The sequence below is a fragment of the Amphritea balenae genome (assembly GCF_003858655.1).
Taxonomy (GTDB): Bacteria; Pseudomonadota; Gammaproteobacteria; order Pseudomonadales; family Balneatricaceae; genus Amphritea; species Amphritea balenae.
Genome location: NZ_RQXV01000012.1, coordinates 1 through 16164, shown reverse-complemented (window position 1 = coordinate 16164; position 16164 = coordinate 1). Strand labels below are relative to the sequence as shown.

Genomic DNA, 16164 nt, shown 5'->3' with positions numbered 1-16164 from the left:
AGTATCAATGTGTATTCTCAATAAAATTAAGACTGCAGTCTTTGCTGGTGGGCTGGTAGTCCTGGCCACGTTGTCATCATCTGTATCTGCGGTAGATACCTCTGCAAATTACACGGGCATACCACCGTTCTTAGCTGCAGAATCGGGCGAACCAAATGTTGTCATCGCCATGGATATTTCAGGCTCCATGAAAGCTGTTGCCTATCGAGATGTACCAGCAGGAAACTGGAGGACCGGATTGCACGATGATTTTAATCCAACGCGACGTTATTACGGTTACTTTGATAGTGAGAAAAAGTACCAATATAATCTGGCCTCAGGGGTCTTTCTTGCATCGGGTGATCTGACGGGTGCTGGTAATATTCAGGGGGTTCTCGGCGCTGATGAGTGGAACGGTAACTTCCTTAACTGGATGGCGATGCGCCGAATAGATGTTATTCGTAAAGTGATGGTCGGTGGTAAAGTTGAAAGCCGGGTTTCGGCTGACCTTTATGCTATTGATGGCCAAAAACGCTATGTATTACTCGGTCAACATGAGCCCTATGACTATAGTTTTCGCAAAGCCTATAGTAACTCTTCTGAGTTCACCCCTTCAGTATTTCCGGATAATACAGAGTTCTTGATGAATGAAGGCTCTATAAGTGTTAGCGCTGGAAATGCGGTTACTGCAACTCCCCTGGGTAACAATATGGAGATTGGCCAGGTCACAATGGATTGGTCCAATGGAGACAATTGGAAATCGATTAGTTATCAGAATACTTATGATGATCCACCAATAGTTGTAGCGCTTTCAGTATCCTATAACGGTGGAGATCCTACTGTTTCAAGGGTTAAAGATGTCACGACGAGTGGCTTCAAAATACGCTTGCAGGAGTATGATTACAAAGATGGGAATCATACAACAGAGAATATTGTCTATTTGGTAGCTGAAGAGGGTAATCATACTCTCACTTTATCTGATAGTAGTACGATTAATGTATATGCCGGGGAACGGGAAACTAAGCAAACATTGAATGATGGTGATGCTTATGAAACGGTTAGCTTATCAGGTTTTTCTGGTACGCCTGTTGTGTTTACGGGTATTTCTTCAGATGGGAGTAACCGTGCTGTTCACGTTAGAACAAAAAATATAAGTGCTGGTTCTTTTGATACCATTTTACAAAATGAAGAAGACTATACGAATAATCATCCAGAAAATGAAAAAATCCACTATATAGCAATTGACCCCATCAGCGCAGGAGCGACTTTGTCAACTGGGGTAAAGCTGAATATAAATAGTATCAATAATGTCACTCATAGTTGGAAAGATGTAGATCTGAGTGCGAATAGTTTTTCTACGGTGCCTTTCTTTGGTGCTGCGATGCAGACAGTCGGCGGCTCTGATCCTGCTAATATCAGATATGGTGATTCTACTCCGACAACTTCAATTATCGATATTCAGATTGATGAAGAAGAGTCTGAAGATACTGAAACAGGGCATGCGGATGAAACTGTAGGTTATATCGCTGTGACTGGTTCTGCTGGTTTTCGAATTCGGGTAGCTCTTGATGAAGAGCCAACAGGAGTCATTCAGGATAACGCTCAGACTATGCGCTTTGGTCTGGCTGTTTATAATTACAACCATAATACTAAAACACCAACTAATCTGTATAACGGCAACTCAGTGCATGGCAGTACCTTCTGGCCATGTTATCCGGACACCTCGAAGACCCCTTCCGCACGGACTACCACAGATATCTGTGTCCGTACTGATATACGTTATACCGATGAAGATCCCGATGGCCTGTATGGTAATGAGAGCAATATTGTAAAGGTGATTGAAGAGCATCCATTAATTTGGGGTACTACACCGATTGCTGAAACCTTATACGATATTTGGGGTTACTATGGTCAGGGTAGTATCTCTTCGAGTGCGCCCGCTAGGCCCGGCAGTAGTGCTTATTATAACTCACAAAGTCCGAAACCAGCCTATGAAGTGAATTCTGACTGGGATCCATATTACTATGCTGATTATGGTGTAAAGCTGGAATGTGCTAAATCCTTCGTACTTCATTTTAATGATGGTGCCCCTTATACCGATTGGAATGGAACGGGTCACCCTTCGATTGAAACCGATGGCGTAGGTGCGACAGGCCAGAATGATATGCTTGATGATGTTGCCTGGAATATGCGTAAGTACGATTGTCGTACTGATACCGGAATGCAAGAGCATCAGGAAATCGTATCATATTATGTTTATGCGGCATTAGGCGAAGGGGAACTGAATAACGGTTCAACTACCCGGATGCGAGAAGCTGCAGCAAATGGTGGTTTCTTTGATAAAGGTGTAGGTGGGGATAAAACAGGTGAAGGTGATCATATTCCTACCCCTAAACATCCGGCAAATTTTCAAACTTATTTTCAGCAAAAGATTGATGATCCAACTTTCGAGTGCGATATAACCGAGTGGGATCAGGATGGTGATTGTAACCCTGATACTTTCTTTATGGCGGATGACGGTGAGGCGCTAGTGGCTGAACTTAACGCCGCACTTGCTTCAATTTTACGTAGATCATCGTCCGGTGGTGCAGCGTCGGTTGTAGCTTCCTCCACCTCGGGTGAAGGTGCAATTTATACTGCTTTGTTCCAGGACTCCCGCATTAAAGGTAATGAAGAGGTTGCCTGGGTGGGTAACGTTTACGGCATGATGGTGGACAACTCCGGCTTTATGCGGGTTGATGGTGATAGTGACCGGGTATTGGATGGCTATGCCAACGATCCGATTGTAGATATGTGTTTTGATGATGGTGAGGAGATTGTAAGGGTCAAGTTATCTACTAGTAAGTCGTTGCAGCCAACAAATGCGCAGTCTGTCAGTTGCGATGTGGGGGTCTTTAATGAAACCCTTCAATCACTTGAGGATAATAATAAGTACCTATGGCAGGGGGCTAGCTGGCTAAATAGCATGACCGATGCCAATGCTATAGTACAGCGAAGCTATGGTAGTACTAGTAAGCAGCGCTACATTATTACCGGGATCGATAGTGATCGGACGACAGATAATCTGATGATTCATAACTCTGAAGCGGTTGATTTTATGCCGACTAGCTTTAGCGGATATGAAAATCTATTGGGTGTTGCTTCCACAGATGTTGCTGATCTTGTTAACTGGGTACGAGGTAAAGATAGCTCAGCTTACCGCAGCCGGGCATTTGATGGAGAAACTCTTCGCCTGGGAGACATTATTTATTCAGTTCCTACTGTGGTCGGCACTCCTGCTGAAGCACTTGATCTTTTACACAATGACTCTAGTTATTTGGCCTATAGCAAGAAGTGGAAGAATCGTCGAAATGTACTTTATGTTGGCGGCAATGATGGCATGCTGCACGCTTTTAACGCTGGCTGGTATAATTCTAGCGATAAAAAATTCTATAAAGGCCCACCAACGGGTTCAGCTTCAGATGGTGATGACAGTACCTATGAACTAGGTTCCGAGATGTGGGCATATATTCCTCAGGCAATGCTGCCGCACTTGAAATATTTGGCGGCCAAGAGCTATGGTGCTGTGAAGGGGGATCATATCTATGGTGTAGATATGACTCCCCGGGTTTTTGATGCGCAAATCTTTACTCCTGATACCGAACACCCGAATGGCTGGGGAACCGTACTTGTCGGTGGAATGCGACTGGGTGGGGGCGGAGTTGAAGTGGATCATGATAATAATCCGGCGACCGCTGACCGAAGAATAACATCCTCTTACTTTATCTTTGATGTAACCGACCCTGAGAGTGCACCTGAGTTAATGTTGGAATTTACCGATGCCGACCTTGGCTTTACAGTGGCTCGGCCTCACCCGTTGCGGGTAAAGTATAATTCGACTACTGATAAGTGGTATTTGATGCTTACTTCAGGGCCTACCAATGACCCATCTGGCTTTTTGCATGTGAAAAGTACTAATCGTGCGAAGCTATATCTGTTGGATCTGGAATATACAGATGGCCAGATTTCGCTGGAAACTGATTTTGGTACCAATGGGAAAATGAGCCTTCCTGATGTGTCCTACAACAGCAGCACAATAGATAACAGTAAGAGCTTTATTAGTGAACCGGTGGTTGTCGACTATGAGCTTGATGAAGTTGCCGATGCGGTATATTTCGGTTCAGTGACTGGAGAGACTGGCAGTTGGGCCGGTGATATGTATCGGATTCAAATCGAAGATAATGGCGTATCCGGTGGTTACCGGTCTGTTGCCAACTGGGCTGTTTCTTTACTTAGTCCGATAGGTAAACCTATTTCTTCCAAACCAGGTGTAGGGTTGGATTATAGGGAGAATCGTTGGATCTATGCTGGTACAGGTCGGTTCTTCAATCGTTCCGATGCTACCGATACTACCGTCCATACTTACTATGGTATTAAGGAGCCCCGGGTTGTGGGTACGGGTAGTGGCAGTGGAGATCTGACCTGGACGGTTGCTGATGACCTGGTGGATGTGAGTAATGCGAAAGTACAGGCCGGTAATTCATCTTTGACCGGCGTTAGTAGTGTTGATGGTTTAAGTAGCGGCGATAATCAGAAAAAGTTAGAAACCATACTTTCTCAATATAAAACTGATACCGCGGCCCTGGGTTATTATCATGGCTGGAAGAAAGACATTGGTGCAGGAAATAAGGTAATAGGAGGTCCGGCCCTACTTGGCGGTACTCTGACCTATACAGGCTATGAGCCAGTACCTGCCGCTTGTAACTATAAAGGAGCATCACGCCTGTATGTGTTGAATTATATAACCGGTACCGCTAATGCTAAACCGATAATAGGCACTTACACCGAAAGCTCAACCGAATACGTTCAATCGGTAGTTGAGGTGGGTAGTTCGCCTGCGGTAACTCCAAGTTTGCATCGTGGTGATGGTTACGACGATGCAGATGGTGATGGTACCAGTGCTTTTGTTAATACCGCGGATGGTAAAACTGTACGTATTGAACAGGATAATGAAGGTTCGATTTACAGTGGTGAAATGAGCTGGCGTAAGTTGTTTGGTGAGTAAATTTATGAATAACGAAAAAGGTTTTTCCTTGCTTGAACTGATGATTGCCGTTGCTATTGTTGGCATTATTGCAGGAGTCGCATATCCATCGTATTTGTCGATGTTACAGGACTCTCGACGTGCAGATGGACAGGCAGCATTGATGGACCTGGCTGCACGGCAAGAACGCTTTTTCTATGATCAACGAACTTATGCTGCATCAATAGCCGGGCTTAGTGCGCCTGCTCAATCTCCTGAGGGTTTTTATAATCTTTCTATAGTCAGTGGGGCTGGTTGTACTTTGCCTAACTGCTTTGTTGGGGTTGCGGCTGCCACAGGCGCTCAAGCGGGAGATCTTAATCTGCTAATTGACTCCAGAGGTAATCGAAAACTGGATGCCGATGCTGATAGTATTCCTGATGCAGGTGAAGAAGATTGGTAAACCTCATATTTATGTCTAATAAAGCGCGCCTCTGGCGCGTTTTTTTATATACTCGACTCTTTGAAAATAAAACTAAGGCCCTTAGATGTCTGACTACCTGATTATCGGTGCTGGTGTAATTGGAATGCTGACTGCCAGAGAGCTGGCTCAGTCGGGTGCTGATGTCTCGCTGGTGGATATGAACAACTGCGCGCAGGAGTCATCCTGGGCGGGTGGCGGTATCGTTTCGCCACTGTACCCATGGCGTTATTCTGAGCCGGTGACGGCGCTGGCCAGTTGGTCGCAGACCAGTTACATCCATCTGGCGCAGCTGCTTCTGGAAGAAACCGGTATCGACCCGGAGTTGCGCCTGAAAGGGATGTTCATGGTCGGGGTTGATGATGAAGAAGAAGCCTTGGCCTGGGGGCGAAAATTCCATCGTCCTATGGAGCGGGTAAATGCTGATTTCTTATATCAGAAAGAACCGAATCTGGTCGCCGGTTGCGAGTCTGCGCTGTGGATGCCTGAGGTAGCCAGTATTCGTAATCCACGACTGGGGCGTTCACTGCGTCGTAGTATGGAGATTACACCTAATATTCGACTGGTTGAGCAAAGCAAAGTCGACAACCTGATCGTTGAAAATGGTCGGGCAGTGGGCGTGAAGTTATCAGATGCTGAGTTAAGGGCTGAGAAACTGATTATTGCCGCAGGTGCATGGAGTGGTGAATTACTTGGTTCGCTAGGTATTGAGTTGCCCGTTGAGCCGGTAAAAGGGCAGATGATGCTGTTTAAAGCACCGCCGGGCCTGATTAGTCGGGTGGTGTTGATGGGGGGGCGCTATCTGATTCCCCGTAATGATGGTCGGATTCTGGTGGGTAGTACACTGGAACGGGTGGGGTTTGATAAGCAGATCACCGATGATGCCAAAGAATCGTTGCGAAAAACGGCACTGGATATCTGTCCGGCATTAAAAGATATTGAGCTGGAGCATCATTGGGCGGGTCTGCGGCCGGGTTCTCCTGAAGGCGTTCCTTATATTGGCGCGGTGCCAGGTATTGAGAATTTGTACCTGAATGCGGGGCAATATCGTAATGGCCTGGTGTTGGCGCCAGCGTCTACCCGGTTATTGGCCGACCTGCTGTTAGAGCGGACGCCGGTTATTGATCCGCAGCCTTATCAGTTACAGGGCCGGGTATAAAAAAGGCCTCGTAAAGAGGCCTTTTTTAAATGTATTTCAAACCGCTGACTTAATTATACTTTTTAATCGTATAACGTCGGAATGGGCTGGCGCTTATGCTCAGTACGCTTGTAGATAGAAATCAGCTTATTTTCGACCTCTGCTGAAACAGGTCTGCCTTCAAGGAAATCATCGATTTGGTCATAAGTCAGACCTAAAGCCGCTTCATCTGCTTTCTGCGGCGCATCGCACTCAAGATCTGCCGTTGGGACTTTTTCAACCAGCTGTTCCGGTGCGCCTAATTCTTTGGCCAGCAAACGAACCTGGCGTTTACTCAGGCCAAATAGTGGTGCCAGATCGCAGGCGCCATCGCCCCACTTAGTATAAAAGCCGGTAATATTCTCCGCTGAATGATCAGTACCCAGCACCAGACCGCCAACCAGTCCGGCAACTTCATATTGAACTACCATCCGGGCCCGGGCTTTAACGTTGCCTTTAACGAAATCGATTGCGTCAGCGCTATCGGGTTTTAAACCTTGCTGCTTTAATGCGTTGAGAGTGGCGTTGTGCAGACCATCGGCACCGGCGTGGATGTTAACAGAGATGTTCTCGCTGGGCTGGATAAACTGCAAAGAGGCTTGGGCATCGTGCTCATCATGCTGGGTGTTATATGGCAGGCGAACCGCGATAAATTTATAGTCGTTGGTGGCCTGTTCCTGGTTGAGTTGTTCAACCGCCAGTTGCGCCAGACGGCCACAGGTGGTTGAATCAACGCCTCCGCTGATACCCAGAACCAGATTTTTGCAGCCGCTTTGCTTGAGTGCGCGTTTTATAAAGTTTATCCGTTGATTGATCTCAGCGGTGATATCGATCTCTGGTTTAACCCGCATCGCTGCGATTATCGTGGCTCTGTCCATTATAGGTCTCATGGTTGTTGGCTCTGTGCAGGAATATTCTATGGCCTGAAAGATAGGCTGTGAAGTTCTTTTTTGTTTGCTGTTTTCCTGCACTAAAATTGTGCAAAAAATGGAATAAAAAAGGCGCCATCAGGCGCCTTGTTTATTTATGGAGCAGTTACTCAGCCTGCTCTTCGTCGTCATCAAATACGCCAAAGGTTAACCGGCTAAACCAGGAACGCTTTTGTTTGGTTTCTGTTTGCGTACGAGTAGTCGTGACTGCTGGCTGTTCTTCGCTGCTCCCCAGCAGGCCGAAGGTTGCTGAGTTCAGCAGAGATTCTTTTTTGGCTAACTCGATATTTGACTGATAACCGGGGAAGTTTGCATCCAGAACTGCCTGAGAATCAGCCGCCAGATCAGTCATGCCTAACTCATTATATGCCAGAACCATAACCGAGAGCGCATCGGGAGTAGCAGGGGTTTCCTGATAGTTTTCAAGTACGTAACGGCCTCGATTGGCTGCTGCTACCCACGCTTCCCTTTTTACATAATAGCGGGCTACATGCATCTCATAAGTTGCCAGACGGTTTTTCAGGTAGGTCATCCGCTTTTGCGCGTCGGGTGCATATTCGCTGTTAGGGAAGCGCGATACCAGTTGATGAAAGCTCTGGAATGACTCCAGGGCGCTGCCAGGATCGCGCTGGGTTTCATCGATTGGCAGGTATTTTTCGAAAAAAGTACGGTCTTTTTCAAAAGCAGTCAGACCCTTCAGATACAGCGCATAATCGATGTTTTCATGATTCGGGTTCAGACGAATAAAACGATCTGCCGTTGCTCGTGCCGCTTCCGGCTCAAAGTTTTTATGGTATGCGTATATCAGTTCCAACTGTGCCTGCTCAGAGTAACGACCGAACGGATAGCGGGCTTCCAACAGCTGGAACTTTTCGATAGACAGCGCGAAGTTATCGATCTCCATCGCGGATAGAGCAGATTCATATAGCTCCTGTTCAGGAACATCGGGCGCTTCAACTTCGTCACCACCAAACCATGAGCAGCCTGAAGCAAATAACGCGATAGAAAAAATAGCGAGCAACCGGGCCAAACGCATAAATAATTTTCCTGCTATAAATGAAGGTATCCCGTTTGATAACAGCGGTAGCAATTAGTTTCGGGTATACTATGCAAAATTTATTTCGGCCTATTTAAACATAACCGAAAGGCAAGCCAAAGCGTCTGAGCATTTTCTTGCCATTTTACCCATATTTTCTATCTATTTATCTGAGATCGATACCGAGAATGACTGAGCAGGTTCAATTAAGTGCCACAGTGCCCGATGAATTGATTAGTAAACGCCTTGATCAGGCGGTGGCTGAACTTTTCCCCGAATATTCACGATCCCGTCTGACTGCCTGGATTAAAGATGGCTGCCTGACGGTGGATGGTGAGGTTAAACGTCCGAGGGATAAGCTGATGGGCGGTGAGTTGGTCGCCATTGATGCTGCTCTGGATGTGATCGATCAATATAAGGCGGTCGAGATGCCGCTGAATATCGTTTATGAAGATGACGATATTATGATTATCAATAAGCCTGCCGGGCTGGTAGTGCACCCTGCGGTGGGTCATTGGGATGACACGCTGCTGAATGGTTTATTACATTACTGTCCTGAGATTGCCCAGGTGCCAAGAGCCGGTATCGTGCATCGCCTTGATATGGATACCACCGGTTTGATGGTGGTCGCTAAAAACCTGCAGGCACAAACTGAGCTGGTTTCTCAGCTGCAAGAACGGACCATGGGCCGTGAATATGAAGCGGTTGTGAATGGTGTGATGACCGGTGGTGGAACGGTTGAGGAGCCTTTGGGGCGTCACTCCCGCAATCGTCAGAAGATGGCGGTGGTCGGGGTAGGCAAAGAAGCGACTACTCACTATCGTGTATTGAAGCGCTTTCGAGCTCATACTCACATCCGTTTGAAGCTGGAAACAGGTCGTACCCACCAGATACGTGTTCATATGGCTTATATTAACTACCCTCTGGTTGGTGATCAGCTATACGGCGGGCGTTTCCGGTTACCTAAAGGTATCAGTACACAGTTGCAGGGGCAGTTACGTGATTTGCAGCGTCAGGCGTTGCATGCCAAGCGATTAGAATTGTTTCATCCTGCAACGGGTGAGCTGATGGCCTGGGAAGTTGATCTGCCTGAAGATCTGCAAAAGTTATTAGATGGATTGCAGCGTGATGCTGTAAGGCATGAGATCGAACAGTGAAACTGATCAGTGCTGACTGGTCCGCTCCTGATCATATAGGTGCGATTGTCACAACCCGGCAAGGGGGCGTAAGTGAAGCGCCCTATGCTGGGCTTAATCTGGGTAACCATGTTGGAGACAGTGCTGAAAAGGTGCTGGAAAATCGACAGTTACTGATGAATGAGTTGGGGTTGGTTAAACCACCCCAGTGGTTGACTCAGGTACATGGTACAGACGCGATAAAAGCCTGTGATAACGGTCGTATAACAGAGGCAGATGCCTGTTGGAGTGATACCGCAGGTCAGGCTTGCATTGTCATGACGGCCGATTGTTTGCCTGTTTTTTTTACTGATAGCGCAGGCAGTAAAGTGGCGGTTGCACATGCCGGTTGGCGTGGCTTAGCAGATGGAGTGCTTGAACAGACTCTCGCAGTGTTTGAAAATCCAGCCGATGTCATTGTCTGGTTTGGTCCTGCAATTGGACCCGAGGCATTTGAAGTGGGTGACGAGGTGAAGCAGCAGTTCTGTAATCATCTGACAGAATCACAACAAGCCTTTAAGCCTTCAGCTAATTCTGGAAAATGGCTTGCGGATATTTACCTGCTGGCACGATTAAGGTTATTGAAAGCAGGTGTTAGCAGTATTTCTGGCGGTGAGTATTGCACATACAGCCAGTCAGAAGAGTTTTTCTCTTATCGTCGTGATGGCATTACCGGCCGGATGGCGAGTATTATCTGGATAAAATAAGCTTTACCAGTGCTCCGTTATTATCTCCCCCCTATGCGCACGGTGTTTCCTTTCCGGTTGACTCAAGTCATGTATTGATTCTGATTATCAGATGACAATGGTTCTCATTGATATTTGGTGATCATATGACCCTTGCACAGCTGAATTCCCGACAGACTGCCCGCATCATTTCTATTACCGGCCCGGTGGCATTGCGGCAGCGCTTGGTTGCATTGGGCGTGCTTAAAGGTCATACCATCTCTGTAGCAGCGACATCATTGTTTGGCAGTCCGCGTACTTACTCTGTTGGTAAGCAGCAGGTTTGTTTGCGCAGCAAAGAAGCCGGTTATATTCATGTTGAGTTGCAGGCATGAGTCCTGATGAAAGCGCAGCTCTGAGCTTTTCTGATGGAACTGATCTGAGCTCTTCTGATAATAGCGCCTTTACGATTGCGCTTATTGGTAATCCAAACTGTGGTAAAACCTCGCTATTTAATCAACTCACCGGAGCCCGGCAGCGTACCGGCAATATGGCTGGTGTTACTGTCACTAGCAGAGAAGGTAACTGTGAATGGCGGGGTGTTGAATTTCATTTTATTGATCTTCCGGGTGTTTACTCTCTCTCAAACAGTCGGGTCGAAGAAAAGGTGGCGCGGGATTATCTGATTGATAGCCCTCCAGATCTGATTCTAAATGTCTTAGATGCCAGCAATTTGGCACGAAACCTGGCCTTAACTACTCAGCTAATGGAGCAGGGCTTGCCCGTCGTGCTGGCGTTGAATATGCTTGATGAGCTGGAGAAACAGGGGCATAGTGTTGCCCTGGGCTCATTAAGTGAGAGCCTTGGATTACCTGTTTTGGCCAGTGATGGCCGGTCGAAGAAGTATCTGCCTGAGTTACTGGAGCAGCTGTTAGTCGTCTGTCGAACGGAGCAATGTGCTGAGCAAGGGCTTCATATTGAATATGAGCCCCATCTTGAACAGGCTATATCCGAACTTGAAGCTTTAGGGATAGTACGTTGGATGGCGGTGCGTTGGCTGGAGTCCAGTGGTGAAAATGATTTTAATTTTGATGCGAACCAGCTAAGCGCAGCGCAGAGTGCTTTAGCCCTGTTGGGGAGTCGTCATGATGAAGATCCAGCCGAAATGGTGGCGCAAGGTCGATATGGATACATTCACGGCTTGCTGCATAAAAGTAGTAGTGAACATCGGGATCAGTCTTCAGCAGATCACTGGTTAGATAGCATAGCCCTCAATCGCTGGTTAGGGATTCCTGTTTTTCTGGGGCTGTTGTGGTTGATGTTTGAGGCTACATTTACCTTAGGAGGCTACCCCGCAGACTGGATCGATACTTCTGTTAGCTGGGTGGGTGAACAGGTTGCGTCTTTAATGCCGGAATCGCTATTGAAGAGCCTGTTGGTCGATGGCTTGATTGCAGGTGTCGGTGGCGTATTAGTGTTTCTTCCAAATGTGGTTTTGTTATTTCTCTTTATCGCACTACTAGAGCAAAGTGGCTATATGGCTCGTGCTGCATTCCTGACTGATAATCTGATGAGTAAGGTAGGGCTGCATGGTAAAGCGTTTGTGCCACTAGTAATGGGGTTTGGTTGTAATGTGCCTGCGATAATGTCGGCCCGTACAATTGAAGAGCCCAGAGCCCGGCTTATTACTATTCTGATCAATCCGTTTATGAGTTGTTCTGCCCGGTTACCTGTTTATGTCTTGTTGGCAGGCATTTTCTTTGCTGAACAAGCCGGAACAGTGCTTTTCGCGTTATATATGCTGGGTATTCTGGTGGCATTTGGTGTCGCTGCAGTATTGGCCAGGACTATTCCTGAGCAACATGACGAAACATTTATTATGGAGTTGCCACCCTGGCGGATGCCCTCGATTCGCTCATTGTTACTGCATGTATGGGATAAAGCTGGTGACTTTCTACGTAAGATTGGTGGCGTGATTCTGGTGGGCTCAGTGTTGATCTGGTTGTTACAGAGTTTCCCGCAGAATGGAACGCCCTGGCTGGAGCAGCTTGGTCATTTTGTCGCACCATTGTTTGCGCCTATGGGGTTTGGTTGGCAAGAAACCGTTGCATTGCTGTCGGGTTTCATTGCCAAAGAGGTTATTGCCGCCTCATTGGTGGTGGTGTATCAAACTGGAATGAGTGATATGGCCGGTTTGCAGGCGGCAATGGGTGAATCACTTGCCCCTGCGTCGGGTCTGGCGTTGATGGTATTTACCCTGCTATATATGCCCTGTCTGGCAACTATCGCGACTATCCAGCGAGAGACTGGCAGCTGGCGATGGGTTGGTGTTTCTATTCTGATGGGGTTAGTACTGGCGTGGATCGGTGCCTGGATTGTTTTTAATCTGGCATCTATCTGGATTTAAGGAGGTGATATGACAACCTTTGATCTGACGGTTCTCTTATTGATTCTAGCGTCGCTAGGTTGGTGGCTGTGGCGCTATATTGCCCGGACTTTCAGTGCTAAATGCCCTGGTTCCGGCTGCCATAGTTGCAATGGTTGTAGCAAAGGAGGAAGGCCAGACTAAGCATCGCTTAAAACACTGCGCTATATCATTCTGTTCTAATGTATATCTTGAAAAACACTCAATTCACCCCTATCTAATTTACTGAAAGCGAAATTCACTCACCGCCGTCCGGGTTTCTAAGCATAATCCATCATCGGCTGGTTTGAGTATGCAACCGTTTCAGGAGGGGTCTATGCAACCCGAAAAGTTTACCAGTAAATTACAATCCGCTCTAGGTGATGCTCAGTCATTAGCCGTAGGTAAAGATCACAACTACATTGAGCCGGTCCATCTGATAATCGCTTTGCTGGATCAGCAGGGGGGCTCGGTTAAGCCGCTGTTGGCGCAAACCGGTGCAAATGTGAATCTATTGCGCAGTCAGGCGCAGCAATTGATGGATGATCTGCCTCAGGTGCAAAACAGCGAGGGTGACCTGCGCTTCTCACCAAACATGGGCAAGCTGTTTAATGTTACCGATAAGTTGGCGCAGCAACGGGGTGATCAATATATCGCCAGCGAATTATTTGTATTGGCGATGCTGGATGACCGTAGTGGTGTAGGTAAACTTTTAAAGCAGGCGGCGGTGACTAAGCAATCACTGGAGCAGGCAATTACTCAGATGCGTGGAGGCGAAGGTGTGACGGATCCTAATGCAGAAGAAGCACGTCAGGCGTTGGATAAATATACCGTTGACCTGACCGAACAGGCTGAATCAGGCAAGCTGGATCCAGTGATTGGCCGTGATGATGAAATTCGCCGAACTATTCAGGTGTTACAGCGCCGGACTAAGAATAACCCGGTTTTAATCGGTGAGCCGGGTGTGGGTAAAACCGCGATAGTAGAGGGTTTAGCGCAGCGAATAGTCAATGGTGAAGTCCCTGAAGGCATTAAAAATAAGAAGGTTTTGTCCTTGGATATGGGTGCTCTTATTGCGGGGGCAAAATTCAGAGGTGAGTTTGAAGAACGGCTTAAGGCGGTTCTCAATGAGTTGTCGAAACAGGAAGGTCAGATCATTCTGTTTATCGATGAGCTTCATACGATGGTGGGTGCAGGTAAAGGTGAAGGCTCGATGGATGCCGGTAATATGCTTAAGCCTGCTTTGGCCCGGGGTGAACTGCATTGCGTAGGCGCCACCACTTTAGATGAATATCGACAATATGTTGAAAAGGATGCAGCACTTGAGCGGCGTTTTCAGAAAGTGCTGGTGGATGAGCCTAGTGAAGAAGATACCGTTGCGATACTGCGCGGCCTGAAAGAGCGTTACGAGATTCATCACGGTGTAGATATTACGGACTCTGCGATTATCGCTGCTTCTAAATTATCGCAACGTTATATCACCGATCGACAATTGCCCGATAAGGCGATCGACCTGATTGATGAGGCGGGTAGTCGTATTCGCATGGAGATCGATTCTAAACCTGAAAACATGGATCGATTGGAGCGGCGCTTAATTCAGTTAAAGATGGAAGGTGAAGCGCTAAAGAAAGAGAAAGACCCGGCAGCGATAAAGCGTTTGCAAGAGTTAGAAGCGCATATAAGCGAAGTAGAGAAAGAGTATTCAGATTTGGAAGAGATCTGGAAAGCAGAAAAGGTGGCTTTGCAAGGGTCGCAACAAGTTAAAGAAAATCTGGATCAGGCCCGGACAGAGTTAGATCAGGCAACGCGCTCCGGTGATCTGAGTAAAATGTCTGAGCTTCAATATGGTGTAATTCCAGAGCTAGAAAAGCAACTACAAGCCGCATCGGAAGCAGAAGATCAGCCACAACAAAATCAGCTGTTAAGAAATCGTGTGGGTGAAGAAGAAGTGGCAGAAGTGGTGTCTCGCTGGACCGGCATTCCTGTATCTAAAATGTTGGAAGGTGAGCGGGAAAAATTGCTACGTATGGAAGATGCATTGCATAAGCAGGTTATTGGTCAGGATGAGGCTGTACTGGCTGTATCGAATGCAGTGCGACGTTCCCGTGCAGGCCTGGCAGATCCAAATAGACCGAATGGTTCTTTCCTGTTTCTTGGCCCAACGGGTGTCGGTAAAACAGAACTCTGTAAAGCGCTGGCTGGTTTTCTGTTTGATACAGAAGAGGCGATGGTGCGGATAGATATGTCAGAGTTTATGGAGAAGCATTCCGTCGCTCGGTTGATAGGTGCTCCTCCTGGTTATGTAGGCTACGAAGAGGGTGGATACCTGACAGAAGCGGTTCGCCGCAAACCCTATTCGGTATTGCTGCTGGATGAAGTGGAAAAGGCACACCCTGATGTCTTTAATATTCTTCTGCAGGTGCTGGAGGATGGCCGGCTGACCGATGGTCAGGGTCGTACGGTAGACTTCCGTAATACGATTGTAGTGATGACCTCAAATCTGGGTTCTGATCTGATTCAGAACTTTAGCGATGACGACGACTATGAGCTAATGCGTAGCGCAGTGATGGAAGTGGTAGGTACGCACTTTCGTCCTGAGGTTATCAACCGTATAGATGAAGTAGTGGTTTTCCATAGTCTGCGTAAAGAGCAGGTTCGCGGAATAGCGGAGATACAGCTGAATCGATTAAGAAAACGACTGCATGAGCGTGAATTATCACTAACATTGACGCAAACAGCATTAGATAAGCTGGTGGATGTTGGCTTCGAGCCGGTCTACGGCGCTCGTCCTTTGAAGAGGGCGATACAGCAGTGGATAGAAAACCCGCTGGCGCAGGAGATTCTTGCGGGTAGATATGAGCCCGGTACTGAGATCGGTATCGATGTGGAGGCGGGAGCATTCGTTTTTAGATGAATTAAGCAGAGGAGCGAAAAGTAAGCCTTACTACTAAACGATGCTTAAACAATAAAACCGCCGTCAGGCGGTTTTATTGTTTAAAGAGAAAGTACTAATGCGCGCTTACGAAGAGCGCTTTCACATAGCTATATAGAAGGCCCTGCAAGCGGTAAGGCGCGTTAAGCGGGGTGCCCCCTCGAAATTCGGACTTTTTCATAAAAATTCCACTATTTTCGTGCCTCCCTGTTGACTCCCAGCGCCCCCAGTGTAGAATGCGCTTCCTCGCTTGAGACAGCCATCGGAAACGGTCACTGACACAGGTTGAGGTGGTTCTTTTAACTACTTGAAAAGCAACGCTTTTTAGATAGGCTAAACGAATCACGAAGCACAACAGTTTGTTTGAAAATTTATTACAAATTC

The 16164-nt window shown here is 47.3% G+C and carries 10 protein-coding genes; 8 read left to right on the top strand and 2 right to left on the bottom strand.

Annotation, left to right across the window (positions count from 1 at the left end; translation table 11 throughout):
- Window positions 1-7: 7 nt before the first annotated feature.
- The 3 genes from EHS89_RS17585 to thiO all read left to right on the top strand — a co-directional run bounded on the left by EHS89_RS17585 (window position 8) and on the right by thiO (window position 6621).
- Window positions 8-5023 carry a pilus assembly protein gene (locus EHS89_RS17585; RefSeq protein ID WP_170167541.1) on the top strand — a complete coding sequence of 1672 codons (5016 nt, stop codon included), beginning with the start codon at window positions 8-10 and terminating at the stop codon, window positions 5021-5023.
- Between the two features lie 4 nt (window positions 5024-5027).
- Window positions 5028-5444: a type IV pilin protein gene (locus EHS89_RS17580; RefSeq protein WP_124927488.1), complete on the top strand. Its 417-nt coding sequence runs from the start codon at window positions 5028-5030 to the stop codon at window positions 5442-5444.
- An 85-nt stretch (window positions 5445-5529) separates the two neighbouring features.
- Window positions 5530-6621 carry a glycine oxidase ThiO gene (gene thiO, locus EHS89_RS17575; RefSeq protein ID WP_124927487.1) on the top strand — a complete coding sequence of 364 codons (1092 nt, stop codon included), beginning with the start codon at window positions 5530-5532 and terminating at the stop codon, window positions 6619-6621.
- A 62-nt stretch (window positions 6622-6683) separates the two neighbouring features.
- Here the strand turns inward: thiO and nadE are convergent, their stop codons facing one another.
- Window positions 6684-7517: an ammonia-dependent NAD(+) synthetase gene (nadE, locus tag EHS89_RS17570; protein WP_124927486.1), complete on the bottom strand. Its 834-nt coding sequence runs from the start codon at window positions 7515-7517 to the stop codon at window positions 6684-6686.
- A gap of 157 nt (window positions 7518-7674) precedes the next feature.
- Window positions 7675-8604 carry an outer membrane protein assembly factor BamD gene (locus EHS89_RS17565; protein ID WP_124927485.1) on the bottom strand — a complete coding sequence of 310 codons (930 nt, stop codon included), beginning with the start codon at window positions 8602-8604 and terminating at the stop codon, window positions 7675-7677.
- A gap of 188 nt (window positions 8605-8792) precedes the next feature.
- Between EHS89_RS17565 and rluD the strand changes: the two genes are divergently transcribed.
- From rluD to clpB, 5 genes are all read left to right on the top strand, one after another.
- Window positions 8793-9761 carry a 23S rRNA pseudouridine(1911/1915/1917) synthase RluD gene (gene rluD / locus EHS89_RS17560; RefSeq protein WP_124927484.1) on the top strand — a complete coding sequence of 323 codons (969 nt, stop codon included), beginning with the start codon at window positions 8793-8795 and terminating at the stop codon, window positions 9759-9761.
- Complete coding sequence (gene pgeF, locus EHS89_RS17555; RefSeq protein ID WP_124927483.1) at window positions 9758-10486, top strand: peptidoglycan editing factor PgeF; 729 nt, start codon at window positions 9758-9760, stop codon at window positions 10484-10486. Before rluD ends, pgeF begins: the two co-directional genes overlap by 4 nt.
- Window positions 10487-10611: 125 nt before the next feature.
- Window positions 10612-10839 carry a FeoA family protein gene (locus tag EHS89_RS17550; RefSeq protein WP_124927482.1) on the top strand — a complete coding sequence of 76 codons (228 nt, stop codon included), beginning with the start codon at window positions 10612-10614 and terminating at the stop codon, window positions 10837-10839.
- A complete protein-coding gene (feoB, locus tag EHS89_RS17545) occupies window positions 10836-12851 on the top strand; it encodes a ferrous iron transport protein B (RefSeq protein ID WP_124927481.1) in 2016 nt (671 codons plus the stop codon). The genes EHS89_RS17550 and feoB overlap by 4 nt, the downstream gene beginning before the upstream one ends.
- Window positions 12852-13185: 334 nt before the next feature.
- Window positions 13186-15762, top strand: a complete 2577-nt coding sequence (gene clpB, locus EHS89_RS17540; protein WP_124927480.1) for an ATP-dependent chaperone ClpB — start codon at window positions 13186-13188, stop codon at window positions 15760-15762.
- Window positions 15763-16164: the final 402 nt, after the last annotated feature.